This window comes from Virgibacillus proomii (genome assembly GCF_018916875.1).
GTDB lineage: Bacteria > Bacillota > Bacilli > Bacillales > Amphibacillaceae > Virgibacillus > Virgibacillus proomii_B.
Genome location: NZ_JAHLNO010000019.1, coordinates 44,373 through 69,905 on the forward strand (window position 1 = coordinate 44,373; position 25,533 = coordinate 69,905).

The window sequence follows — 25,533 nt, forward strand, 5'->3', positions numbered from 1 at the left end:
GAGGTTATCATGAAAAAAATAAAATTGATAGCGACTGGTGGAACAATTTCTGCACAGGGAAAAGATAGGCTTGATATGAAAGACTATCAAACGGGTGTTTATTCAGGAGAAGATCTTTTACAAAAAGTTCCTGAGATAAATGAAATAGCAGAAGTTGCTATTGTTCAATTGGCTAATTTTAGTAGTACCTGTATGAAAAGTTCACATTGGTTAGAATTACAAGCTATGGTTAATCGTGCACTTAATGAAGATGGCTATGATGGTATTGTTATAACACATGGCACGAATACTCTAGAAGAGACTGCTTATTTTTTACATTTAACAATTAATAGTGATAAACCTGTAGTTTGTGTAGGAGCACAGCGCCCTTCTACAGCTATTGGTTCTGATGCATTTAGTAATCTTATAAATGCGATTAGGGTTGCAGCAGATGAAAAATCGACTGGTAAAGGAGTGCTTGTTGTTTCTAACAATGATATTAACTGTGCTCGTGAAGTTGCAAAAATAAGTACGTACCGTTTGGAGACTTTTCAATCAGGTGAATTGGGATTTTTGGGTTATGTTGACCCAGATAATACCGTTCACTATTATCGAAGTCCTGCTAGAAAGCATACGGTTCAATCCATCTTTGCGAAAACTTCAGCTATAAAGTTACTCCATGTCGCCATTGTTTATTCTTATGCAGGTGTTGATGGCGATCTGATTCGTTTTATTTCAAACAGTAAAAAATACTCCGGTATCGTTATAGCAGGAACTGGGGCAGGCCGATGTTCTTCAGAAGAAAGTGCTGCACTTAAAGAAGCGGTGGAAAGTGGAATGGTAGTAGTCAGAAGCCGCAGAGTTCATGAAGGGCGTGTGGTTCCAATTGATAGCTTTAATCAGTTTCCATGTGTTACTGCGGATAACTTATCACCACAAAAGTCCCGAATATTACTTATGCTTGCTCTCACTTTAACTGATAAATTATCAGATATACAAGAGATATTTAATGAATATTAAGTTTAATTTAAAAAAGGAAATGTCTGATAACTCCCAATGCAAAGGGGGTTATTCAGACATTTTTAGTTTGGGTCTAATCAATTGTAGCTCGGCATAATTTACACGCCCCCAAATAGGATGCGACTGTGAATAACACCTATTACCAAAAAAATGTTAGTTTTTTTAAGTCTTTTTATAGTAATAAAACGGAATTTATGCCATTTTATATTTTATTCCATTTTCAAGTGAAATAAAAATAATTTCTGGTGCAATGCCCTGGTTTTTGTGCACTTGGATTCGCACTAAATCAATCACTTTATAGTAATTCGCTATACTTCTTCCAATTCAGGATCGTTTTTATATATTAATATTAAATGTAGTTGAGTCGGTTACTCATAATAAGTAATCAAATGATTCCATTGTAGAAAATACGCTAAATCTTAATCAGTTTATATCTGCTTCTACAATATAAAAATTCTTAAGTTTTTTACAGATAATGAAAGTAGAGAGTAAGGACTGTATACCCACGTTTGAAAGCGCTTCAAAATTATTGAAATGATTTGATCTTTTATGGACGAATTATAACACATATACTAGGGGTAAGGGAGGTGATTACTTATAAATAGGAGAGCAAGAGAGATACTACGTCGTTTCTTGAGTAACAATACTTCTTTTTCCATCTCGGATCTTGCTGAACAGTACGGGGTAAGTGAAAGAACAATACGTTATGATTTGGAAGAAATTGATGATTTTTTAAATGAAAACGAATTCAGTCCGTTAGAACGAGTTATTAAAATGGAGATTCTTTTACGTAATAACAAAGCAGAGAAAAATAAACTATTCAAATTATTAAGCAAGGATAATGAAAAAAATTATATTTATACTTCTGAAGAGCGTATAGACATTATGACTCTCATTTTAGGATTAAGTAAGGATTATGTTACTCTAAATAAATTCTCACAAGTTTTGGATGTGAGTATAGGGACCATTAAAAATGATCTTAAAAAATTAAAAAGAGAATTATCCTTTTTAAATTTATCCATTGAATCTATGCCTCATTATGGGATAAAAATCGTAGGAAATGAATTAAATATTCGAAAGAGAATAGTTTATCTTCTCTTTCACCGCTTTAAGTTACTTTCAACTTCGAAAGTATTGAAAGAGAATGCTGTTCCTCTAGGAGATAATATTTATGAAGAAATTTTAGCAAACTTAGGAAATATTAATCTAAACTATCTAAAAAAATTGGTTGGGGTAGTGGAAACAGAGTTAGATAGAAAGATTTCTTATGATTCCTTTAGCTTGTTATTTTATTATCTTCTTTCAACGGTTATTCGTTTGAAAAATGGCTTTATTTTAAATAAAGGTAGTTCGAAGTATAAAAGCTTATTAGGATCGATTGAGTATAGAGCTGCTGCTACGATAAGGCGATTAATCAAATACAAAGACGATTCATTCATCATTTCAGAAGAAGAGACCGGTATTATTGCTGAATTAATCTCCGGGTCCCAAATCATGCATACTGATAACTTTTATTTAGAAAAAGATGTGAAATTAAGAATAATTGTTAAACACTTAATAAGTAATGTTAGTAAAAAAATAAATATGGATTTAACTAGAGATTCTCATTTATTCTATTCACTGCTAGAGCATTTGCGACCAGCTCTCCAAAGATTCGATAATCAAGCTTTCATAAGTAACAATATAGTACAGGAGATACGAACGGATTATAAAGAGTTATTTAGAATTGTCTCGGAAAGCCTTGCACCTTTAGAGCTGGGGACAGAGGAAATAGCTTATTTGACCATTCACTTTTTATCCAGTATTGAACGGTTACTGCCGAAGAAGCAAAAAAAACCGAAAGTTTTACTTGTTTGTAATAGTGGGATTGGAACTGTAAATTTGATAGAAGCCCGTGTAAAGAAAAATTTCGAAGTATATATAGTCGATGCGATCCCCTTACATGATCTAGAAAGAACTTTACAGATGGATAAAGTAGATTTGATTATCTCAACGATACGAATATTTGTAATGGATATACCTTGTATTTTTGTAAACCCTTTTATAACAGAAGAAGATTTGGATAACATTCAACAAAATTTGCTCAGTATTAAACAAAGAAATAGGTCTGTAAATAATAGATTAAAAGATTATTTCAGTAATTGCCCTATTCAAAATCAAGTTGAAAAAAAGGGAAAAAAATTGCGCTAATACAAAAGAAAAAGATGTACAGATTGGGGTTGTTTATGAACCAATGCTTAAAGATGTGTTAACAGTTGAGACAACAAGATTAAAAGTTAAGGTGGACGACTGGGAAGAAGCTGTAAAGAAAGGTGGTGAACTACTTCTTCAAAACGGATATATTGAACAGCCTTATATTGATGCCATGATTCAAAGTGTTAAAGACAATGGGCCGTATATTGTGATTGCTTCCGGGATTGCTATGCCACATGCTAGACCAGGCGAATTTGTAAATAAGATCGGGTTCAGCTTAATAACATTACAAAATCCTGTGAATTTTGGACATAAAAAGAACGATCCAGTTTCTACAGTTATATCTTTGTGTGGAGTTGATCATTCTACCCATTTACGTGCTCTTCAAGGTTTGATGAAGTATTTAAATGACGGACAATTTTTAGAGTTACTGAAGAATGAAACGAAAGAGCAAAAAATCATAGATTATATAAATAAGAAGTAAGAGCATATGACAGAAATTTCATTGTAATAGAAAAGATTACCATTAAACAGTTTAGAAAATTTAAAAAATAAGTTGCTTCATCTAAGTGAATTAATAGGTTTTATAAATCAGGAATAAAGTTCAGGTAGCAGAAAATGTGTGTCACTAATGATCAGCATATCATAGGTGATATTGTAGAAAAAATGATGGCATTACCGCATAGCCTGGCGCAATTACTTACGTAGATAATGATTATAACTTATGATGTTATCTTTGTTCGGAAAGTTGAGCAAGGGGATATCTTTATTCTATTAGAAATGCAAGTAATGGTGAGCACTAATAGAGTATTTAAATTTAAATTGGAGGAATAACGATGTTGTACAAAAATTTTTTTACAAACATTGAAAACATGTTACATCAGGTGATTGAAAAAGAGGGGGAGAAGATCGTTCAAACGGCAGATGTAATAGGAGAATCAATAAAGAAGAACGGTGTGCTTCATGTGTTTGGTTGTGGACACTCGCAAATGTATGCAATGGAATTGTTCTATCGAGCTGGAGGGCTGGTACCAGTGAATGCAATACTTTCTCCTCCACTATCTTTAGAACCCTCCGCTCCATTAAGTACTTTTTCCGAGAGGCAGGAAGGACTGGCGAAAGTAATCTTGGATCGAGAAAATATCCAGCCACAGGATGTAATGTTAATCGTTTCTACATCCGGCAGGAATGCTGTGCCAATTGAAATGGCTATCGAGGCAAAAAAGAAAGATTTACAGGTTATTGTACTTACCTCCTTATTTTTTTCTACAGAAGTAGAATCAAGATATAAAAATGGGAAAAAACTATATCAATTGGCCGACATAGTCCTTGACAATCATGGAGAGCCCGGAGATGCAATCATGGAAGTACCAGGTTTAAAATCCAAATTCGGTTCTACTTCTTCGATTATTGGATTTACGATTTTACAGTCTATTATTGTCCAGGTGATTGAGAATTTAGTAAAAGACGGTGTAGAGCCGCCAATATATGTCAGTTCGAATCTTGATAAAGGGGATCAAATTAATAAACGTTTTATAAAAAAATATCGTAATCGAATAACTTGTTTATAAATGGAGGGATAGTATGGAAATTATTACTGTATGTGGGATGGGGTTTGGAACCAGCTTGATGTTGAAAATGACGGTGGATGAAATATTGGAACAAGTAGGAATTAAAGCGGAAGTTAGTGCATTGGATGCAGGTTCAGCTAAAGGGAGAAATGCGGATTTAATGATTACTTCGGCAGATTTAGAGTCTGCGTTAGAAGGGGTGGAAGCAAATAAAATATTTATTGATAATCTAACAGATGCAGATGAAGTGAAGCAAAAACTGCTTCATTATTTGAATAAAGTAAGTAAATAGACAATTTGTACGGGCATTTGGAAACTCAAATGCAGCAAATCTAGCAGATTATTAAAGGGAGGGTTTACGAATGTTAAAAGCAATTGCAGAAATTCTTACTGTACCGGCAGTCACGTTGGGTTTAGTTGCATTGTTAGGTCTTTTGCTACAAAGAAAAGAACTTACGGAGGTCATCAAAGGAACGATCAAGACAATATTAGGGATATTGATCCTAGGTGCTGGTGCCTCTTTAATTGTAACTAACTTGACCCCTTTTGCCACCATGTTCGAGGAAGCATTTCAGCTAAAGGGAGTTGTTCCGGTAGATGAGGCAGTTATTGCTGCCTTGGTTGATTCTGTTGCTGCCATTGGTAGAATGACTTCTTTTATATTGCTCTTTGGTTTTTTAACTAACATAGTATTAGCCCGAATAACGCCATTTAAATATATATTCTTAACGGGTCACATGATGTGGATACTCGCTGGGGCACTTGCATGGGCTTTTCATGACTTAGGGGTATCAGAAACATATGGTATCATTTTTGGTTCATTAATTCACGGAATGGTATTGGTTTTATTACCGACTTTAGCTCAACCTATTGTGCGAAAAATAACGGGACATGATAATGTTGCCTATGGACATTTAACTACTACTGGTGTAGTTGCTTCTGCATGGGTAGGTAAAATGTTTGGAAATAAGGAACAGGATAGTGAAAAGATTAAAATGCCTGAAAAGTTAAACTTCTTTAAAGACACAGCTATTTCGGTTTCATTAATTATGCTTATAATATATCTAATTACCGCACTTTTTGCTGGGCCTGAAGTGGTGAACCCATTATCTAATGGACAAAATTATATCGTTTTTAGCATATTAAATTCCTTTGGATTCGCAGCAGGAGTGCTTGTCTTACTTCAAGGAGTAAGAATGTTTCTTGGTGAAATTATACCAGCGTTTCGTGGTATAGCATTAAAGGTTGTTCCAGGTGCAAAACCTGCTTTGGATGTACCAATATTTTTTCCATATGCACCTAATGCGCTTATGCTTGGTTTTATATTCTCCATTATCGGTATGGTCGTAGGAATGCTTGTCTCTACATTGCTTGGTACCATCGTTCCGTTGCCATCCATTATCGGCGGGTTCTTTACAGGAGGTATTGCTGGTATATTCGGAAATACGTTGGGTGGAAGACGTGGAGCAATGATTTCGGGATTAACTTACGGAATTATATTAACCGTTCCAGTAGCTCTATTCTATCCTTTGTTCGGTTTAGAAGTATATGGTGTAGAAGGACTTGCTTTCTTGGTACCAGATGGAATTATCGTTTTGGCTTTGATTAAGCTCTTCTTTGTTTTGGAAATACCGATTATCGGTTTGATCATTTCGCTAGCTGCTTTCATCCTGCTAAGTGTGTTTTATAGAAAGAAGATCAATAAAGCAAATCTAGAATAATTGATAGCGACTTGGTGATGTTAAAATTTTTAAAGAGAGAAGTTGAATGAAAGGGGAATTAATTATTGGGTTTAAAAGCTTTGAGCGAATGAAGAAAATATTATGGCAACAGGAGGTTAAAAAAATATGCAAGATCAAAAGAGGTGGACAGAAGACTCTAAGAAAATGGGATACAGCTGGTCGAAAGAAGTTCTACAACGTATGTTAAATACTCTAATTCATCGTTTTTGAGGGTACGCTATTTGAAGCGATCCAGAGCCATTTGTAAGATTCACGCTCCTGAAAAAAAGTCTTAAAAGTATCCTTCTTTCGCCTCCTTGCTTTACAGAAAAGACAAGGCAATCAATTGTTGTAAAGAAGGGGCATATACCAGCATTATCAAGCGATGATTAAGGTAAGCCATATGTAAGAGCTTTACGAGGTCTTGCTGGGTTTTAGCATTTGCTAGCGTACTACGTAAAATCTAATAGGATTTTGGATAGATTAGAATCGCCAAAAAGCAGTGGGTATACACGAAGACTCCTTGAGGGAAAAGCAATTTCCAAAAATTCCGTGTTGCCCGGGTAAAGCGAAGTGTATATTCACTGTGGGTTCATTAGCATTATTTCTTAATAAGCTTTTTTAAATTAGGCGCTGTATAAAAGAAAATTAGAGAGAGCTATCGTAAATAATTGACAGACTCGGCACAAAAATAATACTGCAACCAGTTTAAAGATAGGGTAGAATCAATAGATAATGACAACAATCCAACAACAAAAAAATAGTTCCATCATCAGATTGATGTTCGGAACCATTTTTCATTATTCTGGCTAGTTATGTCTATCTTTCTGTTATGCAAATAAAAGAGTTGTGGATATTCTTATTGCATTTACCGTTGTAATGAGACGAGCATAACACACTTATTATATTTGAAATATAGTTTAGTACCTTTCTCAAAACTCTGTAGAAAGAAAACGTATTCCTCTGCTGAAAACGGATGGCACAATAGACATATGGTTCTCCTCACGTGGAGAAATAAAAGCTGATTTTAGGAATGTATAGTTGCTTGATAAGTCGTTATATAATGCGAAGGCATCATCATACATAAACGATTTTTCTTCATTATTTTCTGCAGCAATGAAAATACGTTTGGATTCATTAATAGACATCTTTTCTTCATCTTTTAGTATCATACGTTCATTCCACCATATAGATGGACTACAAACAAAATATTGATGAAACAAATTCGTTTTGTTAAAAAGTGTATATAGAGCGAACAGCCCACCAAGAGAATGACCGAACAGGATTTGCTTTTTTTTATGAATTGCGCAAATGTTTTCTATTGCTGGTTTTAGCTTTTTTTCTAAAAAACGTAAGAAGCTATCTGCACCACCATGTTCTGGCCAAGGTTCTCCATTTGGTTTTTTCGGCAAATGTACGATCGGAGCAGGTGGGGTGAAATCATATACACGTAGCGGGTTAAAAGGTTCATTTCCCTCATAACCAATACCTACAAGTACCATAGGCTTTATGCCAGTTTTATCAGGTCTACGAATTTGCAGCTTCATCATTTCAAGAAACATTGTAAAATAGGCATTACCATCCAAAACGTATAACACCGGAAACCCCTCATTTGGAGCTGTTAATTCAGGAACAGATACATATATTTGATAAGAGTGGTGTTCACCTAACATATTAAAAGTATGGTACCCATCTTTTCTAAGCAACCTCTCCTACCTCCAGTTAGTAATTCGTTTACTTTCTTGATCTGAACAATAAATAAATGAAATAGGGAACTCCGATAATCGAAATGACAATCCCTACCGGTAATTCAGCTGGAGAAAAAATAGTTTTTCCAATAAAATCTCCAATTAAAACCATTACCATTCCAATGGTACCGCTAATAGGCAGGCTATATTGGTGATGTATGCCAACGAGTCGTCTTGCTATATGTGGTGCAATTAGCCCAATAAAACCAATACTACCTGATACGGATACACCTGCACTAACAAGTCCGACACAGCATAACAACAATATGAAACGTTCGCGATCTTTATGAACACCTATGCCAGTTGCTGTTACATCGTCAAATTGCAATACATCTAAAATTCGTGATTTCCAGCATAAAATAGGTACTAAAATAACAATCCACGGTAAGATTGCTAAAATCTGTTGCCAGCTTGCACTGTAGATACTGCCGGATAGCCATACTGTTGCCATCTCAAAGTCTTGTGGATTCATTTTCAATGAAACGTAAAGCGTTATCGCGCTAAATCCAGCGTTAAGAGCGATTCCTACTAGAATGATTCGTTTAGGGTCAACAGATCCACGATTTTGTGAAAAAAGAAATAAGAATATAGCGGCGATTGTACCTCCAATCCAACCGAAAAAGGACATGTTTAGGATGGAAAGCCAACTAGCCCCATCTACGGAACCTTGTAAAAAGAACATGTAAAGTACAATAGTCATCCCAGCTGCTGAATGTATGCCTAGGATACCTGGATCAGCCAATTGGTTCCTTGTGATCCCCTGTAATACGGAACCTGCTATGCCTAATGCAAAGCCAACTAATGCTCCGATAACAATTCGGGGTAACCGAAACTCAAAAATAACCATCGAATAATCGTTGCTTTTTTCTAGGCCAAGTAGTGTTCGTATGGCTTCCAGCGGGCTTATATCAAAAGTTCCATTGCTTAAGCTTACATACATAGTAGCTATAGAAACAAGGATACTAATAAGGAAAACGAGTAAAAATTGCTTGCGATAATAGAGTTTATTCAAAAGCTCCTTCCTCCTTTCGTTTTAATTAAATAAAGGAAGTAAGGAACACCGAATAAGGCCGTAACTACTCCAATCGGCGTTTCAAATGGATGATTCATAAAGCGACTAATAATATCAGACCAAGCTAAAAATAACCCACCAAAAATGCCAGCAAAAGGAATAATTTTACGGTAATCCTGTCCAATCAAAAATCTAGTGATATGCGGGATAATTAATCCGATAAAAGCAATTTTTCCAGCCATTGCTACAGAAACACCTGTCAAAATAACAACACTAAGCATCGTTAATGATTTGATAACCATTAAATTAACGCCTAATCCTAGAGCGACTTCCTCTCCTAAAACGATAGCAGAAATGAAGTTTGCAACGAAAAACGCTAGTAACAACCCTATTATTGCAAAAGGAATTACCCACTTGATTACTACAGGATCCATTTGATGTAATCGTGCGTTATACCAGAAGCTAATATGTTGTGAAACTTGAAAGTAAGTGGCTAAGGCTTGTGAAATACCATTTAAAAAAGTTCCCAGAATAGTACCTATAATAGCTAATGTTAATGGCGTCATGCCATCTGGTAATAATCGTGCTGTCATAAATACTAAGAAGGCTCCTAATGCTGAACCAATTAAAGAAAAGACAATAAGCGCCATTGTAGAGGCATCAGGTAAAAAAATCATACATAACGTAATTACAAACACCGAACCATCTGCCACTCCCATAATACTGGGAGAAGCAAGATAGTTTCTTGTCATTCCTTGCATTAATGCACCGGAAATAGCCAAAAAAGCACCAATCAACAATGCTCCAATGACACGAGGGAGACGCGCTGTTTGTATAACGAGATGTTCCATATTATCAGCATCAAATCGTACAAATGCATCCCATACAGTCATAAGTTTAATAGACGTAGAACCATAAGACAAGGACACAAAGATTGTTATGGCAATTAAACTACACGAAATAATAAAATAAAAGAAGTATTTTTTTATGAAAGAGCGCATTTCTTTATTGCTCCGCTTCCATTACTGCTTTAGCTTTTCTTGTAATTGTTCTAAAAATAGCATTCTGCTGTAAACTGGTCCACCTTCTAATAGAGGGTCTACGATGTTAACAAACACTTGGTCATGTTTAAATGCTCCGATGTTCTGTACGATAGGATCTTTTTTCATTTCTTCAAAAACATAATTATTCTCTTGTTTTTCACTTTCTTGAATTTGCATAAAGATATAGTCAGGGTTCATTTTAGCTAATTGTTCTACGGAAATAGCTTCTTGGGCTTTTGCCTGTTTTACTTCGTCAGGAACTTCTAAACCAAGTTCTTTATATAATACAGCGTTGAAAAAGATATCTTCAGGATACACAAAGATTTGTCCACCGCGAATTCGAAGTGCTGCCACTTTTTTGCCGTCCAGCTTGTCATGGTTGAAATTTTTGATGTTTGCTTTATAATCTGCTAAAACTTGATCTGCTTTATCTGTTTTGCCTGCTAATTCGCCCATTAAATGGAGGTTATCTTCCCAATCAGAAGAGATATGGGAAACTAAAATGGTTGGTGCAATTTTTTCTAATTTCTGCACTACTTCATCAGGGAATTTGGTTGATCCTAAAATAATATCCGGTTTTAATCCCAATATTTTTTCAAAATTAGGCTGCTGTTTTTCACCGATAGATTCTGTGTTTTTCATAACAGATGAATAGATTTCTGGAAATTCTCCTCCAACCGTAATCGCACCAACGGGTTCTACTTCTAGTGCAACAGCATCCTCCATTGCTTCCATTGCTCCTGTGATAACAATTCTATCTACGTTTTTAGCAACTTCATATTCCTTACCAAGATATGTAATAGTTCTCGTTTCACTGTCCTTTGTATCAGCTTGCTCTTCCTTTGTTTCTTCTTTTGCGTTTGATTTATTCATTTCATTTGATGAATCTGTGTCTTTTCCACAGGCTGCCAAAACTAACATTATTATTGCTGTAATCGTAAATAACCAATATTTTTTCTTCATTTTCTGTTTTCTCCTATCTGATACATTTTTTATTTTTAAAAAGCATAGTTGCAACAAAGCCTTATTGTAAGTGTGACTAAACCAGATTGTTTATCTAGTTGTGGTCTTTTCAAGAGCAATTCCTATTGCACTTGGTACGTATGAGAACTTAAAAAATGCTACTCAACACCGGAATTTTTTAAGTGTTCACTTAAAGTCGAGCCAGTATATTTTTTTCGAAATATGCCTTCTTCTACTAGTAAAGGAATCACTTTTTTTAAAAATAGATCCAGCGATTTAGGAGGGCCTCCTGGAATAGCGATAAAACCATCAATTCCTCCGCTGTGAAACCCCTCCATAATTTCATTAACAACGTGTTGAGCTGTTCCTACTACAACCCAATGAGCAGGATGAACAACTTCTGGTCTGGCAAGTAATTGTTCTACTGTTGGTTCGTGATTACTAATAAATCCCGTAATAAATCTGCATGAGTCCGACTCGTACCGGTTGTTGTTCTTCTGGATGGAGATCCTTTGTAACTTTTTCTTCTAGTGACAGTTCTCGAAGATTTAATCCAATAATTCCTTCAAGTGAGGCGTATCTATACTCCAGTGTTAGATTTTGATGAGCTTCCTGATGCATTTGTTGTGCTTCTTCATAGGAATCACCAATAAAGAAGTATAGACCAAGTGATATACGAAAACTATCTGGATCACGATCATGCTCTTTGGATCGTTCCCTTAAGTTTTACCGTAACTCGATGGCTGCGGACATATCTGATGTAGCTGCAAAAACGGCATCGGCAATCGAAGCGGCAAAATTACGTCCTGTTCTGAAGCCCCTGCCTGGAATTGGTTGTAGCATTTCTTTAATGGCTGCTTCTTTTTTATCCTCTTTTACCTGTAATAATGCAGTTAGATAGCTTTTCCATAGTTACGTACTACTTCTGAACATTCGGCAGCCTTGGCATATCTTTCTTCAGAAGAAGTTCGAACTTGACCAAAATTTTCAGCCCCGTCAATGGAAGTAACAATATTCCAGCCTGCGCGTCCATTACTTATCCAGTGAAGGGATTGGAGTTGTTTGGCTAAAACATACGGTGGATAAAAAGATGTCGATGCAGTTGTAACCAAGCCGATTTTTTTGGTGTTTTCAGCTACCATGGTTAGCAGTAGCGTTGGATCAACCCCTAGAACGTATACCATAGCTGGATGTACAAATAAGGAGTCTGGTTTAAAGACAAAATCTAATTTCGCTGCTTCTGCTCGTTGTGCTAAACTAATTTGCTCATGTATAGCTGATTGGCACTTCACCATAGGCGCTTGATTCTGAGAATCATTTTGAGTTATTTGGCGATTATTTAGCGACAAGCCAATGCAAAGTTGTTTTTGACCTCCAATATTTACCAGCCTTTCATGATTTTTAATAGGTCTTTCTATAAACTTGAAAAACAGCTTATAAGCTGTTCAATTTCATTTTGTCGTAGGTCAGCAATGAGGTGACTAACAGATCCAATTCCATTAACTGTTATATTTTACATTTATTGTTTATATATGTGCGTTGCTTTCCCCATACCTTTATCAATTTAGTCCTGAGTTACTATGGTGGGTAAACAAATAGGGTTCGAACTATATGGGTAAATTGATCTTATAAGTTAAAATATATTTTAATACCTGTTAGCCAATAGTTGCATTCGTACTGGTAAAGGATGATTGAAACAGCAAATATATTAGTATTATATCGATAATGATAATCATTATCAACTATTATTTCGAATGGTGTGTTTAAAAGAGGTCTTTCTTTTAGATAGCGAACAAGAAGACCTTATTGGTGAAAAATATTTTTGAACTCACCAGTTATTCATCAAAGTTCCTTGTGAAGAGGTATGTTAAATTTAAAGGTCTTAAATGAATTAATGTTAATAGTTGCATGCAAGACTGATTATGCAATTAAATATAAGGAATCTCTTTATGCAGATTTCTTCCATTTAACGAGCGGTAAGAGACTTCAATAGTCTCGATAATTCTAAAAGGAAAAACTGGAAAGGCTAGATGATCGTTTTTTAATGGGTGCTATTTCAGTTGAGGATTAATTTTCTAACAGAATAAAAGATATGAAAAGGGGGGGGCCTTCATTTAAAGCAAATAACACAGGATTTGTTAATCAAGGGATTTCTGGTATATGGAGTTGAACCAAGTCTGGATAGAGTAAAAACAGAGTGAAACGAAAAATATTTACGTAGCATATAAGATATTGTTGCAGTACCATACAGATTAAATAATTAATCTGTTTGCTTTAGGGTTGGTTTTTTATGCTGCCCAGAACTTCAACTATTAAAATAACCATTAAGTAAAGGGGATTAGCAAATGAAGATGGTTACGCGTATTTTTGAATATAGCAAGTTTATTTTAATAATATTTATACATACAAATTGATGATGACTATTTTAACAACATTTAGTCTGCTTTGTTATATGTTTTGTAATATCTGTTTTTTAAAATTTTTTATCTCTATATCGTTTTATCTATATTCATTTATTCCTGGGCAATTTTGATATTAAGGACAGTATGCAATCATCCAATTGCTTGATCATGCTGAAAGCGAACTATTAACAAGTGCTCAACTATCTGCTGAGATCAATGTGAGTCCGAAAACAATCAGAAATGATATCAAAAAATTGAATTTCATGTTAACAAGCTATGATATTCATATTCAATTGAAACGAGGGAAAAGCTACCTGTTAAGGGCAAAAATAGAGATAATTTGGAGCTTTTTTCCTTCATTATGCAAAAAAAGCTTCTACCACGATTTCCGGTTGAATCTGAAGCGTGAGTTCACTTTTTAATGAAAAGATTGCTTTTTCATTTAGACTATATCAAAATAGAAGATTTGCTTGCTGAATTATTTGTAAGTCGATCCACTTTACAAAGTGATTTAAAAACAGTGCGAAACATTTTGCAATATTATGGCTTATCGATTGAGCATAAACCTAACTATGGCATGAAGGTCATAGGGAAAGAAGTGTCGATTCGTTTTTGTATTTCAGAATACATTTTTAACCAGCAGCCAATAATGATGGAAAGTCAATAGTTAAACATATTATCAATTGAAGAACTGTATATAATAAGATTAAGCTATTCTAAAAAATATTAGGAAACATCAGATCACTATTTCAGATATTAGTTTACAAAATTTAATGGTTCATCTTGCTATTGTCTATAAGCGAATAAAAGAGAATAATGCTGTTCAAATTGTAAAAAAGTTTTTTATGACTTAAAAGACGAAAAGGAAAAGTTGTTTTTGTAAAATACGATCAGTCTGATAATAATATTTATGATAGCCACAAAATAGCACCAAATGTATCTTTGTATCTAGTACCTTTTCCAAATCTATTGCTTCATTTGTAAAGAATGTCAACTTTGTTCCTTTTAAGTGGATGGATAAATAAGCTATTTCACCATCAGTCGCTCCATATGCTTGCAATGATTATGACATTATTAAAGATGATGGTATTTTAAAAGTTCGAATACCGTATGGTGAAATTACTGAAGAACTAAAACATGAGGGTGGAACAATTGAAGTCATCAATAGCCCTATATTATCATCTATTGAATATTTGAAAGAGGATGAAATGTTTGTTGCAGGTTTTTCATTTAAAAAATGAGAATGTTGGTTATGAAATACCAAAGTATTTGTCACGATTAGTTGTTGATATAAAACATTCTTACTCAACATAAAATAACATTGTGTACGAATTCTTAGCAGGAGAGTTTTCTAAAATACAGCTGGTAAAAGGGATATAAGTTTTACGGATGAGCCGAACCACATTTTTATTTGGGATGTGGTTCGATAGTCTTTATTTAAACCTTTTAACGTGAAAAATAACCGAACATATGTTAGTATATTATATAATTACTTGTTAAAAAACTTAATATTAATCATTGTTTATGGAGGATAAATTCACTTTTAGGTTTTATTCTCTACAAATAGTATTTTATACACTAGGAGATATTTGAAAATTCTTTCATCTGAGAGGATCTAAAAATATTAGAAAGGAGGATTGAAAATCTAGCAGTAACTGCTACGTAAAAAAAGTAGAGGAAAGTTATTGAAGATATTAGGGATAGATTATGATGGGAGGAAAATAAAATGAAAGCGAATTTAATTATGGAGAGTAATGTTGTTAACTATGAATCACTTAAGGAAAAAGAGCGGCCAAAAATTAACGATAATTGGTACGTAGCTTCATTTCTGCAGGAGGATCACAAAGAATATAAAGTCAATTCCGAAGAAAATTATCATTCAATTAGACAAATTTTAGAAAAAGCTTTTACAAATATTATCTTTTTTGAGCGAATTCATCGAGTTGCCTATCATAAAAGTCTAGAAGATTCTGAATTTAAACGTGCAGAAAAACATGCAGAGAAGTTGCGTTCACAATTAGAGGGGCTGTTAACAACGACGGAACAAAAGGAGTTACTTTTGGATTTAGAGTCAGCGTGGAATAATATGTACGGTTTCTTTCTAGAGTACAGCTATTGCCAAGGGATAGAGGATAGCCCTGAAATCCACCAGGAACTTGAAAAATATGGTATTTCTGTTGTAAAAGAAAGTACGCTACAGGATAAGGAAAGTTTGTTGCAGGCGAATTAAACAGTACAGATTGTTTTGGTTTACCAATCTCTTATTCGCTTACTTGGAAGTGGGGATAAGAGATTTTTTTCTTTTTGTAAATGTAATACTGGAATCTTACCTGTTCCTTGGTGGTACTCATTATTTATTCGATTACAGAGCTTTTGTATAAAATCATGCAGTTCTTCGTAATTAAATTTCCCTTGATATGCATGTATCTCATCAAGCAGTTTCATTGAAGCTTCCACTTTCGCTTTTGTTCGTGGTCTACCTGCAATACAAGGCTTCACTTCAAACCCACAATCTTTTGTGAATGGATAAAAACGCTCGTTTATTTTTCCTTGTTGATATTTTGTTTTAGGTTGGATCCATTACGGTCTTCATGTTAAATCTGTATACGATGCGTTTCTCAAAAAGTTTTTAATGAAGTATCACTTCTAAAGGTAGGCGATCCACTACGTCCAGACACAGATATCGGTTCTATGATAAGCGAAAGAAGCAGGAGCACAATTTTTAACAGGTGCTAAACGCGTTGGAAGTGTATTTTATCCCACTGTAATTACCAATGCTGAATCTGGTATGAAGATAGTAGATGAAGAAATTTTCGGTCCTGTTGTCACCATTACCCCATATCACAGCTTAGAAGAAGCCATTGATTTAGTTAACCATTCAAAATATGGTTTACAAGCTGGTATTTATACGTCTGATTTAAATCTGTCTTATAAGATTCCATATTTACTCGATGTTGGAGGAGTTGTAATTAACGACACCTGTTGTTATCGTGCTGACCAGATGCCGTATGGCGGTGTGAAGGAAAGGGAAATGGAAAGGGCGGTCCGGCATACGCTATTCAAGAGCTGGAATAGGAATAAATTCGTTATGTTTAAGGGGAGGATTATTGGAAGTCTTATGCTTTTAAATTTAGAATACTTGATGTGCCAGTGCTGACGGGAAGTAAGATGAATTTACTGTTAGTCAGATTACACCTGTGATACCTTGGTATAAAGTCGGGAGAGAATGCATGGAAGTCGGGAGAGAATGCACGAAAGTCGGGAGAGAATGCACGAAAGTCGGGAGAGAATGCATGAAAGTCGGGAGAGGATGCATGGAAGTCGCAACAGAACTCATGGAAGTTAAGACAGAATGCATGAAAGTCGAGGGATCTACAGCTTACGAATCAATATTTCAATTCACGCACCCTATATAGGATGCGACTTGGCCGCAAAACTAAATGTTGTGAGCAATAATGAATTTCAATCCACGCACCCTATATAGGATGCGACAAGTTCGACATTTTCTTCATCTATAATTAATTTGATTTCAATCCACGCACCCTATATAGGATGCGACGGATTAAGCAACTGGTGAAAAACGACACAGAAGTATTTCAATCCACGCACCCTATATAGGATGCGACGCGTTAATTTAATAGCTAAGACAATAAGTATGTCAATTTCAATCCACGCACCCTATATAGGATGCGACGCGTATTTTCTTAGATTCTTAATGTTATTCTCTATGATTTCAATCCACGCACCCTATATAGGATGCGACAGCGAATATAACATAAAAATTTACAAAAATGTAACGGATTTGCTTAATTTTGCAACAAAATCTTATAAATTTACAACTTTATAATCTATTTTATTCTATTTTTTCATATGAAACAAATTATTTTTGGTGCGAATCCCCTTAGGTTTTTATGTGCACTTGGGGTTCGCACCAGTTGTATTATATATTTTTTAACTGTAGCATTTGATTTTTAACGAAAACTATCTAGCCAAAATATATCATTAAGTAGGATGTTCCATGCTACATTATATTAAAAGGATTACACCTCGGTTACCGTACAGAAATGGTAACATGACAGCTATGCCATTAAAGATTAAAGAAGATGCTCCTAAGTTCCCCATTAAAGCATGATCAACTTTTTAAAAAGTCCATACTTTCTTGGTTCTTTTCCTGAAGTGTAACAGATATGACTTTCTGCAATTAAAGCTTTATCAGAGGAAGTTCATACAGATTTGCATGAATGAAGTATTCGAAAATTAGATATTGTTGTAGAAACAATAACTGAAAAATACAAACGTCATTATTGTGCATATAGAACCCCGAAGTTTGAGACAGATTTTCATCAACGGATGAATTAGTATTTTAGCTTACTGATAATAAATATCAGCGGTTTTGTTATGAAGTAAGGTGGGAAAAAGATCAATATATAATAGGTTTTCCTTTTTTCATGTCCTTACTTTTAATTACATGACGCTTCATTTACGTTAGCAAAACTGAAGAAAATATATCCGATCTAATAAACCGCCTGCTGCAGCCTTTAGTAAATGGGATACAGCAAGCAGAGAAAGCCATGGAGCTACCTATTTCCTATGAAGAAGAAAGGAAAGTTTGCAAGAAGGGCATCGGTGTTCAATTAATTGTAGAAGTTACGAATTAAGATGTCGAGGAAATAATGAAATTAAAAGAACGTCCCAAGTGATTCATTCTAGCTTGGGACGTGATAAGGACGCGCTTTTAGCTTTTGTTCATTATACCGTTGTACTATGAGGCGATTGGCGATTAGAAAACCAATCTTCTTTGGTATACGCCATTTCCCAAAATGCAAGCTCATATTCCTTGGCAATAATAAATTGTTCCTTCATCTTAGCTTTTTCCTTTTCGCTTGAATTAGCAGCGATTTGATTTAATAGATTAATTTGCTCATTTGTAGATTCATGGAACCATTCACTAGAATAGGTTTCAATCCAATTTTTATAAATTTCTTCGGAAGGATTAGAATCTTGATATGTTTTACCGATATCTGCATATAGCCAGTAACACGGCAGAAGAGCAGCAATTGTTTGTCCAAGTTTGCCGGAGAGTGCAGCACGGTAAAGATGCGTTGTATATGCATACGCTGTTGGAGCCGGTTTGAAATTTTCCATATCCTTATCAGTAATGTTCAAAATTTCTGCATGCTGCTTATGGACAGTTAACTCAGCTTGAGCCGTGCCCTTTGCTTTTTCTAGCAGCATAGCAGTCACTTGGAAATCTTCTGCTTGTGTAGCAGCTAACGCATGTACTTTTCCGAAATGTTTTAAATAGTAAATGTCTTGAAGAATATAATATTTAAAAATATCCAATGGTAAATTACCTTGTGCGATTCCTTTAACAAATGGATGATTTACACTTTGCTTCCAGCTGTCTGCCGTTGCTTTACGTAATGTGTCTGTAAACTGCATAAAAAAATTCCTCCTCATTCCTATTTTTAATCAAGGAGGAAAGGGACAAGCTTAATCAAAGGCAATCAATCTGTGGACATAGATAAAGAATCTATATGTAGGCACATAGATAGCATTGTTAAGCACAGTTTCCACTTCCCTCCGCTGGTGCTAACCAGATCAGGTTCTAAGGGTCTTTGTCTCAGCCATTGAAGGCTCCCCTAGCAGAAATATTGCTAACACAATTGAAGCATAACATAATCATATATAAAGTCAACTGTATTATCCGAAAATTATTAATTTGAAAATAATAATCAAATGGTATTTTGCGGGTTTAAAAACTCGCTTATCATGCTGTAGAGACTGTAGAGAAAACTCGAAAGTCATTACTTTCATCGAAATATAATAAACGAGTGTCACTACGTATTTTTAAGCACGGACAGGCTTTTCAAGAAAAATCCCATGAAATGTTGAAACATCCATGGGATAGTAAGCGACTTTGCTTTGTCAACTATTTATTGCTTTGTTTAGTCATCTTTTATGTGAATCAGTTAACATAAAGTTGGTTGAAAATTTTAATTATCCAAAGTAAAGACAAATCATTTTATAATTCAAGCCACATCTTAATATTTAGTTTTAAAATGAATCTTGAATTTTTGATAGCGTTTGTTATTTAACTAATTAATCTGCTTCAAGGATTACTTTTAATGCTTTTTCTTTAGCAGCATTTTCAAATACTTCATAAGCTTTCATAATTTCATTAAGTTTAAAACGGTGAGTCACTAATTTCTCAGGTTGAATCTTCCCGGATTTTACGGTTTTTAATAACAAAGGCGTGGAATTTGTATCTACAAGACCTGTTGTAAGGGTAATATTATGAATCCATAGCTTTTCAAGGCGAAGATCCACTTTCACTCCATGTACACCCATGTTTGCAATATGACCTCCAGGTGCTACAATTTGTTGGCAGATGTCAAATGTTGCAGGTATACCTACTGCTTCCATCGCCACGTCTACCCCTACTTGATTTGTATATTCCATCACTTTTTCAATCGTTTTTCCATCTGAGCTGTTAATCGTTTTTGTTGCACCAAACTCTTTAGCTACGGCTAAACGATTATCATCAAGGTCAATCATAATAATTTCGGAAGGGGAATAAAATTGTGCTCCTAACAGTGCTGACAGACCAACTGGCCCTGCTCCGACAATTGCAATTGTATCACCAGGTTTTACTTTTCCTTTAAGAACGCCGATTTCAAATCCAGTTGGAACAATATCACTTAACATTACTAACGCTTCATCCTCGACACCTTCAGGCATATGGTATAAACTCGTATCACCATATGGAATGCGAACATATTCCGCTTGTGTGCCATCAATTAAATGACCTAAAATCCAGCCGCCATTTTCACAATGTGAGTACATTTGCTTTTTACAATAGTCACAAGTACCGCATGATGTAACACAGGAAATAATAACACGATCGCCAACTTTGAAGTTTTTAACAGAATCTCCTACTTCTTCAACAATCCCGACACCTTCATGACCAAGGATTCGCCCATTTTCTACTGCTGGTACATCACCTTTCAAAATGTGCAAATCAGTACCACAAATAGTCGTCTTGGTAATTTTTACGATGACATCAGTCGCTTCCTGAATCGCTGGTTTTTCCTTTTCAGTCCATTCCTTTTTTCCTGCTCCACGATAAATAAGCGCTTTCATGATACTCCTCCTTTAGTTAGTGAAATTTTTACAATCACCCTTATTTTATCAATATTCATCGAACATATCCAAAAAATCATAAAAAATATACAACATTGTCAAATTAAATAAATCTATAGTTACATGGAGGTTACTTTTTAGTTTAAAAGCAGAATTTTATTATAAAAGACTGTAAAGATATCTTTTACTTTTACTATTTTTAATATTATATGTGTAAAGATGTCTTTACGTCCAAACGGAGGATCAATATGAAGGTAAGGAATTATATTAGAGATGTACGTTTAAAAAAGGGAATAACTCAAGTTAAAATGGCTGAAGATTTGCAGGTTACAAGGCAGACAATCAATGCCATTGAAAAAAACAAATATAATCCCAGTCTTGAATTAGCATTAAAAAATCATTGCTTATTTTGATATGTCCATTGAAGAAATATTTATCTTAGAGGAGGATGATAAATGAGTAAAAGTGAAACAAAAAGGACAAATAATGGAAGGAGGGTATATTTTTTAAATATAGGACTTTTAGCTGGAACTGTGCTAGGTTCGCTCCTTGTTTATATTATCCAAGGGGTATTTCCATTAGACTCACTTGCTGGTGGATTGACAGCACTTTTTATTTTAACTGTCATTCAAATAATAAAGAGGAGACGCAAAAAAGATAATTTACCTGAAGCAGATGAGCGAGTCATCCACAATGTTTTCCGTTTTCTTGCATACGCATCACATATTACTTTAGCTATTTTATTTGTAGCTTTAGCAGTTTTCACACTTTTAGGAAACGAGTCGATTTCAATTCTTTATCTATGGATTTATTTCTTTGTATATTTATGGATTGTTGGAATCGGTGGTATTGTTATTAAACGAAGGTAAAAGGGCTTATTCTAGATATTTTATCAGTTTTTATGTAGCTGAGGGAATAAAAGTAGGAATAATTACGGTGTTCAATTTGGTGATTTTTTTCGGAAAATGGATGATGTGTTTTTGGCTATTTAATATGGGAAGATGGTTAATTAAAGGGTGAGTATGGAGGAGAACCACAAAAATTAATGATGGATGAAAAAGATGAATTTCTATTGAAATGGGCACAATTGAGAAATGCTGATCTTTCTTTTTGACCGATTGGGAAAAGTTGTTACATTTTCTTGAAAATCGTTCGCTATCCCTTAAGCCTGAGTATTAACAATACTCAGACTTTTTATTTTTTGTTTATTGTGGATAATTTTTGTATGATAATTTATCCATATTCAGCCATTCAGCTTCAGCGCCCAGCACCTCGAGGTCGCTTCACTCCTTCTGTGGTCGGAGTTCCATCGCCTGTCGGGGCTGACCAAGTAATTGTGCTTTTGTTCTTTTAAGTAGATTTTCCAAAAGGTTCTCTTTAAAAGAGTGAAAATTCAAGGGGAATCTCTACTGAATAAAGTTTCAATTTATTTACTTTTTCAACATCATTGTATTAATTTTTTATTAAAAATACAAAAACATTTAACAAATTCCAGTTTTCATGTTAATATATGACTATAATTTGGTATTATTATGAGTATGTTTTGTTCTGTTCTTGTAATAATATAACATTAGTTTCAAGGGAAGCACTCATCGGTACTACTTGGATGTTTACATAAATGTCTTATTTCGTAGCCATTTCATACCACCTATGATAATGGATGTTTTTCACCTTCACTATTCAATCATGATGAGATGCTCCCTTGGTACCTCTAAAAAGGGAATAATTTAATTAGGGGGAATTTAGATGCCACTACTAACATTTGATTTAATAGAAGGAAGGACGAAAGAGGAGTTAAAAGCGTTGTTAGATACAACTCATTACGCTGTTGTTAAAGCGTTTGGAGTTCCAGAAAGAGATCGTTATCAAATTGTTTATCAGCACCCAAAACATGAAATGATTATTCAAGATACTGGTTTAGGATTTGAAAGAAGTGATAACGTCGTAGTTCTTTCAATTCGCAGTACTCAAAGGAGTGATAAACAAAAGAGGGAGTTTTATCAACTTCTCGTTCAGGAGTTAGAGGAAAAATGTGGTATTGATCCGAAAGATGTTTTAGTTTCTATCGTAACTAATGGTGCTGGTGACTGGAGTTTTGGTTTTGGAGAAGCGCAGTTTCTAACTGGTGAGTTATAAACTTGCTGGTATTTCTTATTGCTAGAAAACGAGACCGGCTCTTTTTGAAAGACGCTTTTATTAAGCTTAAATCCCAAGTTATAGAAACTTCTTCCTGTGTTAAATCAACAACGGTCCTAAATCTCTAATTTGTTCAATTAGCATTCAAGGGTAAAAGTACTCTTTGAATGAAATTTTTCTTTTTCTTGTCAGAAGCTCTCCAGTTTATACATCGGTAACTGAGCCCATCTAGCTTTTGTTCTTAGTAGAATTGGAAATCGATTCAGTTTTTTACGAGTTAAAGTAAAGCATAACTGGCACATTGTCTCTTCACACATTAACATTGGTCAGTTTTTGAAGGATTTAGCACTATCCTTTTATCAGCATTATTTAAATTAGAAGGTAAGAGAGTGTAGTTACGGAAAATTTTACTAGTAGTAAAAAATATTATTTTATGGTCGTTTCATTTTTATCCCGTATGTAAGGTGCCGTAAGACTCCCACTTCAAGAGCCTGAGTTGGTACAAAAGGGTCTAAGTGAGAGAAAACGGCACCTAAACCCCCAATCCTATATCTGTTTTTATGCTTTTAATTTTCTATAATTCCAATGCTGTCACTACGATTAAACTACGTGCTTTGGCCTTCATTTAGAAAACCAATCTATTTTCAAAGCTACGTAACGTTATAAGTGGTCATATTTATTATGTTTATTTTTCTGAATACCGGATTAATCACCGAATTTTGGACAATCTTTCTCTTAATCTGGTTTTTTCTTAAAATTACATTGATTTTCTTGGGGCTTAACCATTCTCATATGTATAGAATGGTTAAGCCCTTTACTTACTCATAAATCAATTGATTAATCGTCAATCATATTATCAATAGTTAATCAAAGTTAACATTTTATTCAATAATATATCCAATACAAACCCAAAATATGTTGACTTTTAGGTTTAAAAAAACTAAAATCACATTGAAAGCGTTAACTAGTAATTTATTTTTTAAAATTTAATTTGACACGAAGGATGAATATCATTGTTTTGTAGTCTGGATAAGTTAAGGAGGAGGAAAATGAGTAGTAGTAAAAGTAACTTACTCTATAAATTAGGTATCCCATCGGCTTTAGTCTGGGGATATATTGGAGTAATACTATTCATGCTTGGATCATGTATTGAAAATAGTTGGTTGTCTTCCTATTTAGTAAACATAGGAATAAGCAAAACAGAAACAGGTACCATATTTTCTTTATACGGCATTTTTGTAGCAATTGTATCTTGGTTGTCGGGAATTTTTGTGCAAATTTTTGGAGTGCGAAAAGTAATGCTTAGCGGTGTGATTATATTTTTAGTAAGTTCTATTCCGCTAGTACTCTGGGCCATTCCATCTGGTAATTTTATAGCTATCGCAATTACGTATATGCTAAGAGGGATGGCTTATCCACTGTTTGTGTATTCGTTCTTAGTATGGGTAACATATCGTTCAACGAATGAAATAATGGGTCGCGCTACTTCATGGTTTTGGGTTTGCTTTAACCTGGGTATTACCATTGTAGGTCCCAGCTTTGCCGCAACATTAATTCCATCTATTGGAGAAATTAATGTAATTTGGGTAGGTATCGTTATTGCTTTAGCTGGAACATTTTGTTCGCTGGTTTTAAATCGAGATCAGCTTATTTTACCGAAAACCGGGAAATCGATTACAAATGAAATTTCTGAAGGATTTTTGATTATGTTCAAACGCCCCCGGTTAGGTATGGGGATGCTGGTAAAAGCGATCAACAATATTGCTCAGTTTGGTTTTATTATCATCATGCCTATATTCCTAATTGATCAAGGTTTCACATTAACGCAGTGGGCAAGTATCTGGGGGTTAACCTATATCATTAATTCCTTTGCCAATGTTCTTTTTGGTTATATTGGTGATAAATGTGGCTGGAGAAAAACGATCGTTTATATTGGCGGACCATTAACAGGGATTTCTTGTTTAATGCTTTACTACACCAGCACTTTATTTCCAGGGCAATATGCTCTATTATTACTATCATTTTCCGTGTATGCAATTGGTTTAGGTGCGTTTGGGCCGATTTCAGCTCTATTACCTGCCTTAGCCCCAGATAAGAAAGCAGTAGCAGTTTCTGTACTAAATTTAGGTTCTGGTTTAAGTAATTTTATCGGACCGGCTATTGTGTCTTTATTATTTGAGCCATTTGGAGTAAAGGTAGTGTTATATGTATTTGCTATTCTTTATTTCGTTGCTAGTTTTCTAGCGTTTTTCTTGAGGACTCCGGAAGAGTTAAATCATGCGCAATTAAAGCATGAAAAAGCTGTCGTATAAGCAATTCTAGTTTAAATGGAAAGGGGTAGAACTAATGGGAAAAGAAATTAAATTGGATCCAAAAGAGTTTGCCAATCTAGTAATCAGTAATTATCAATCTTCTAGTAAAGAATTTGAGGTTATTGCAAAAGAGCATCTTACGCTTTACTTAACTGCTTACATGTTAATTGAACGATTTAATGAATTGGAAAAAGAGAATCTTTATGGGGTTAGCATGGAAGAGTTTAATCGTAGACTAGATAAATTAAAGTTTTCACCAGGTTCATTTTTTCAAAAGTAGCATAAGAGCA

The 25,533-nt window shown here is 34.6% G+C and carries 20 protein-coding genes, 4 pseudogenes, 1 CRISPR repeat array and 1 riboswitch; of the genes and pseudogenes, 16 read left to right on the plus strand and 8 right to left on the minus strand.

The features are described 5' to 3' along the window. Positions 1–9 precede the first annotated feature (9 nt). The 6 genes from KQI21_RS07735 to ulaA all read left to right on the plus strand — a co-directional run bounded on the left by KQI21_RS07735 (position 10) and on the right by ulaA (position 6,484). On the plus strand, positions 10–999 hold the full coding sequence (locus KQI21_RS07735) for an asparaginase (RefSeq protein ID WP_216483643.1): 990 nt from the start codon (positions 10–12) through the stop codon (positions 997–999). A 618-nt stretch (positions 1,000–1,617) separates the two neighbouring features. Further along, positions 1,618–3,189, plus strand: a complete 1,572-nt coding sequence (locus KQI21_RS16515) for a BglG family transcription antiterminator (RefSeq protein ID WP_309245542.1) — start codon at positions 1,618–1,620, stop codon at positions 3,187–3,189. 43 nt (positions 3,190–3,232) lie between these two features. After that, complete coding sequence (locus tag KQI21_RS07745; RefSeq protein WP_216483645.1) at positions 3,233–3,676, plus strand: PTS sugar transporter subunit IIA; 444 nt, start codon at positions 3,233–3,235, stop codon at positions 3,674–3,676. A 352-nt stretch (positions 3,677–4,028) separates the two neighbouring features. Next, complete coding sequence (locus tag KQI21_RS07750; protein WP_216483646.1) at positions 4,029–4,763, plus strand: sugar isomerase domain-containing protein; 735 nt, start codon at positions 4,029–4,031, stop codon at positions 4,761–4,763. Between the two features lie 13 nt (positions 4,764–4,776). Beyond that, positions 4,777–5,055 carry a PTS sugar transporter subunit IIB gene (locus tag KQI21_RS07755; protein WP_216483647.1) on the plus strand — a complete coding sequence of 93 codons (279 nt, stop codon included), beginning with the start codon at positions 4,777–4,779 and terminating at the stop codon, positions 5,053–5,055. A gap of 70 nt (positions 5,056–5,125) precedes the next feature. Then, complete coding sequence (gene ulaA / locus KQI21_RS07760; protein WP_216483648.1) at positions 5,126–6,484, plus strand: PTS ascorbate transporter subunit IIC; 1,359 nt, start codon at positions 5,126–5,128, stop codon at positions 6,482–6,484. 932 nt (positions 6,485–7,416) lie between these two features. On the opposite strand, the gene KQI21_RS07765 is transcribed toward ulaA, so the two are convergent. The 5 genes and pseudogenes from KQI21_RS07765 to KQI21_RS16420 form a co-directional block, all read right to left on the minus strand. Then, positions 7,417–8,190 (minus strand): alpha/beta hydrolase, encoded by a 774-nt coding sequence (locus KQI21_RS07765; RefSeq protein ID WP_216483649.1) that lies wholly within the window; start codon positions 8,188–8,190, stop codon positions 7,417–7,419. Positions 8,191–8,218: 28 nt separating this feature from the next. Then, entirely contained in the window at positions 8,219–9,244 is a 1,026-nt protein-coding gene (locus KQI21_RS07770) for a FecCD family ABC transporter permease (RefSeq protein ID WP_301281741.1), read from the minus strand. Then, on the minus strand, positions 9,241–10,245 hold the full coding sequence (locus tag KQI21_RS07775; protein WP_216483650.1) for a FecCD family ABC transporter permease: 1,005 nt from the start codon (positions 10,243–10,245) through the stop codon (positions 9,241–9,243). The genes KQI21_RS07770 and KQI21_RS07775 overlap by 4 nt, the downstream gene beginning before the upstream one ends. Before the next feature lie 21 nt (positions 10,246–10,266). Next, complete coding sequence (locus tag KQI21_RS07780; RefSeq protein WP_216483651.1) at positions 10,267–11,250, minus strand: ABC transporter substrate-binding protein; 984 nt, start codon at positions 11,248–11,250, stop codon at positions 10,267–10,269. Positions 11,251–11,408: 158 nt separating this feature from the next. Continuing rightward, positions 11,409–12,629 (minus strand): annotated as a pseudogene (locus tag KQI21_RS16420) (LLM class flavin-dependent oxidoreductase). A 1,175-nt stretch (positions 12,630–13,804) separates the two neighbouring features. On the opposite strand from KQI21_RS16420, the gene KQI21_RS16735 reads away from it, so the two are divergent. The 4 genes from KQI21_RS16735 (at position 13,805) to KQI21_RS07810 (ending at position 15,882) form a co-directional block, all read left to right on the plus strand. Continuing rightward, on the plus strand, positions 13,805–14,074 hold the full coding sequence (locus KQI21_RS16735) for an HTH domain-containing protein (protein WP_373687651.1): 270 nt from the start codon (positions 13,805–13,807) through the stop codon (positions 14,072–14,074). Then, positions 14,074–14,319 (plus strand): helix-turn-helix domain-containing protein, encoded by a 246-nt coding sequence (locus tag KQI21_RS07800; protein ID WP_216483654.1) that lies wholly within the window; start codon positions 14,074–14,076, stop codon positions 14,317–14,319. Before KQI21_RS16735 ends, KQI21_RS07800 begins: the two co-directional genes overlap by 1 nt. Positions 14,320–14,392: 73 nt before the next feature. Next, the gene (locus KQI21_RS16740) at positions 14,393–14,506 is read left to right on the plus strand and encodes a hypothetical protein (RefSeq protein WP_373687652.1); all 114 of its coding nucleotides are present in this window, start codon (positions 14,393–14,395) and stop codon (positions 14,504–14,506) included. Positions 14,507–15,378: 872 nt separating this feature from the next. Beyond that, a complete protein-coding gene (locus tag KQI21_RS07810; RefSeq protein ID WP_216483655.1) occupies positions 15,379–15,882 on the plus strand; it encodes a hypothetical protein in 504 nt (167 codons plus the stop codon). 26 nt (positions 15,883–15,908) lie between these two features. On the opposite strand, the pseudogene KQI21_RS07815 reads toward KQI21_RS07810, so the two are convergent. After that, positions 15,909–16,248 (minus strand): annotated as a pseudogene (locus KQI21_RS07815) (IS21 family transposase); the annotation flags it as partial. 162 nt (positions 16,249–16,410) lie between these two features. Here KQI21_RS07815 and KQI21_RS07820 point away from each other — a divergent pair. Next, positions 16,411–16,809: pseudogene (locus KQI21_RS07820) on the plus strand (aldehyde dehydrogenase family protein); the annotation flags it as partial. Positions 16,810–17,043: 234 nt separating this feature from the next. Then, positions 17,044–17,415: direct repeats of the CRISPR family, unit length 33 nt; unit sequence ATTTCAATCCACGCACCCTATATAGGATGCGAC. Positions 17,416–18,401: 986 nt separating this feature from the next. Here KQI21_RS07820 and tenA read toward each other — a convergent pair. Continuing rightward, a complete protein-coding gene (gene tenA, locus KQI21_RS07825) occupies positions 18,402–19,094 on the minus strand; it encodes a thiaminase II (RefSeq protein ID WP_216483656.1) in 693 nt (230 codons plus the stop codon). 119 nt (positions 19,095–19,213) lie between these two features. Next, positions 19,214–19,306, minus strand: a riboswitch (TPP riboswitch). A 448-nt stretch (positions 19,307–19,754) separates the two neighbouring features. Further along, complete coding sequence (locus KQI21_RS07830; RefSeq protein ID WP_216483657.1) at positions 19,755–20,795, minus strand: zinc-dependent alcohol dehydrogenase family protein; 1,041 nt, start codon at positions 20,793–20,795, stop codon at positions 19,755–19,757. A gap of 248 nt (positions 20,796–21,043) precedes the next feature. Here KQI21_RS07830 and KQI21_RS07835 point away from each other — a divergent pair. The 5 genes and pseudogenes from KQI21_RS07835 to KQI21_RS07855 all read left to right on the plus strand — a co-directional run bounded on the left by KQI21_RS07835 (position 21,044) and on the right by KQI21_RS07855 (position 25,523). Further along, a pseudogene (locus KQI21_RS07835) lies at positions 21,044–21,254 on the plus strand (helix-turn-helix transcriptional regulator). Further along, a complete protein-coding gene (locus KQI21_RS07840) occupies positions 21,251–21,664 on the plus strand; it encodes a hypothetical protein (protein ID WP_216483658.1) in 414 nt (137 codons plus the stop codon). Before KQI21_RS07835 ends, KQI21_RS07840 begins: the two are co-directional and overlap by 4 nt. Positions 21,665–22,541: 877 nt before the next feature. Continuing rightward, entirely contained in the window at positions 22,542–22,931 is a 390-nt protein-coding gene (locus KQI21_RS07845; RefSeq protein ID WP_216483659.1) for a tautomerase family protein, read from the plus strand. Between the two features lie 1,049 nt (positions 22,932–23,980). Beyond that, complete coding sequence (locus tag KQI21_RS07850; RefSeq protein WP_216483660.1) at positions 23,981–25,243, plus strand: MFS transporter; 1,263 nt, start codon at positions 23,981–23,983, stop codon at positions 25,241–25,243. Between the two features lie 34 nt (positions 25,244–25,277). Next, on the plus strand, positions 25,278–25,523 hold the full coding sequence (locus KQI21_RS07855; protein ID WP_216483661.1) for a hypothetical protein: 246 nt from the start codon (positions 25,278–25,280) through the stop codon (positions 25,521–25,523). The last annotated feature ends 10 nt before the right edge of the window (positions 25,524–25,533 follow it).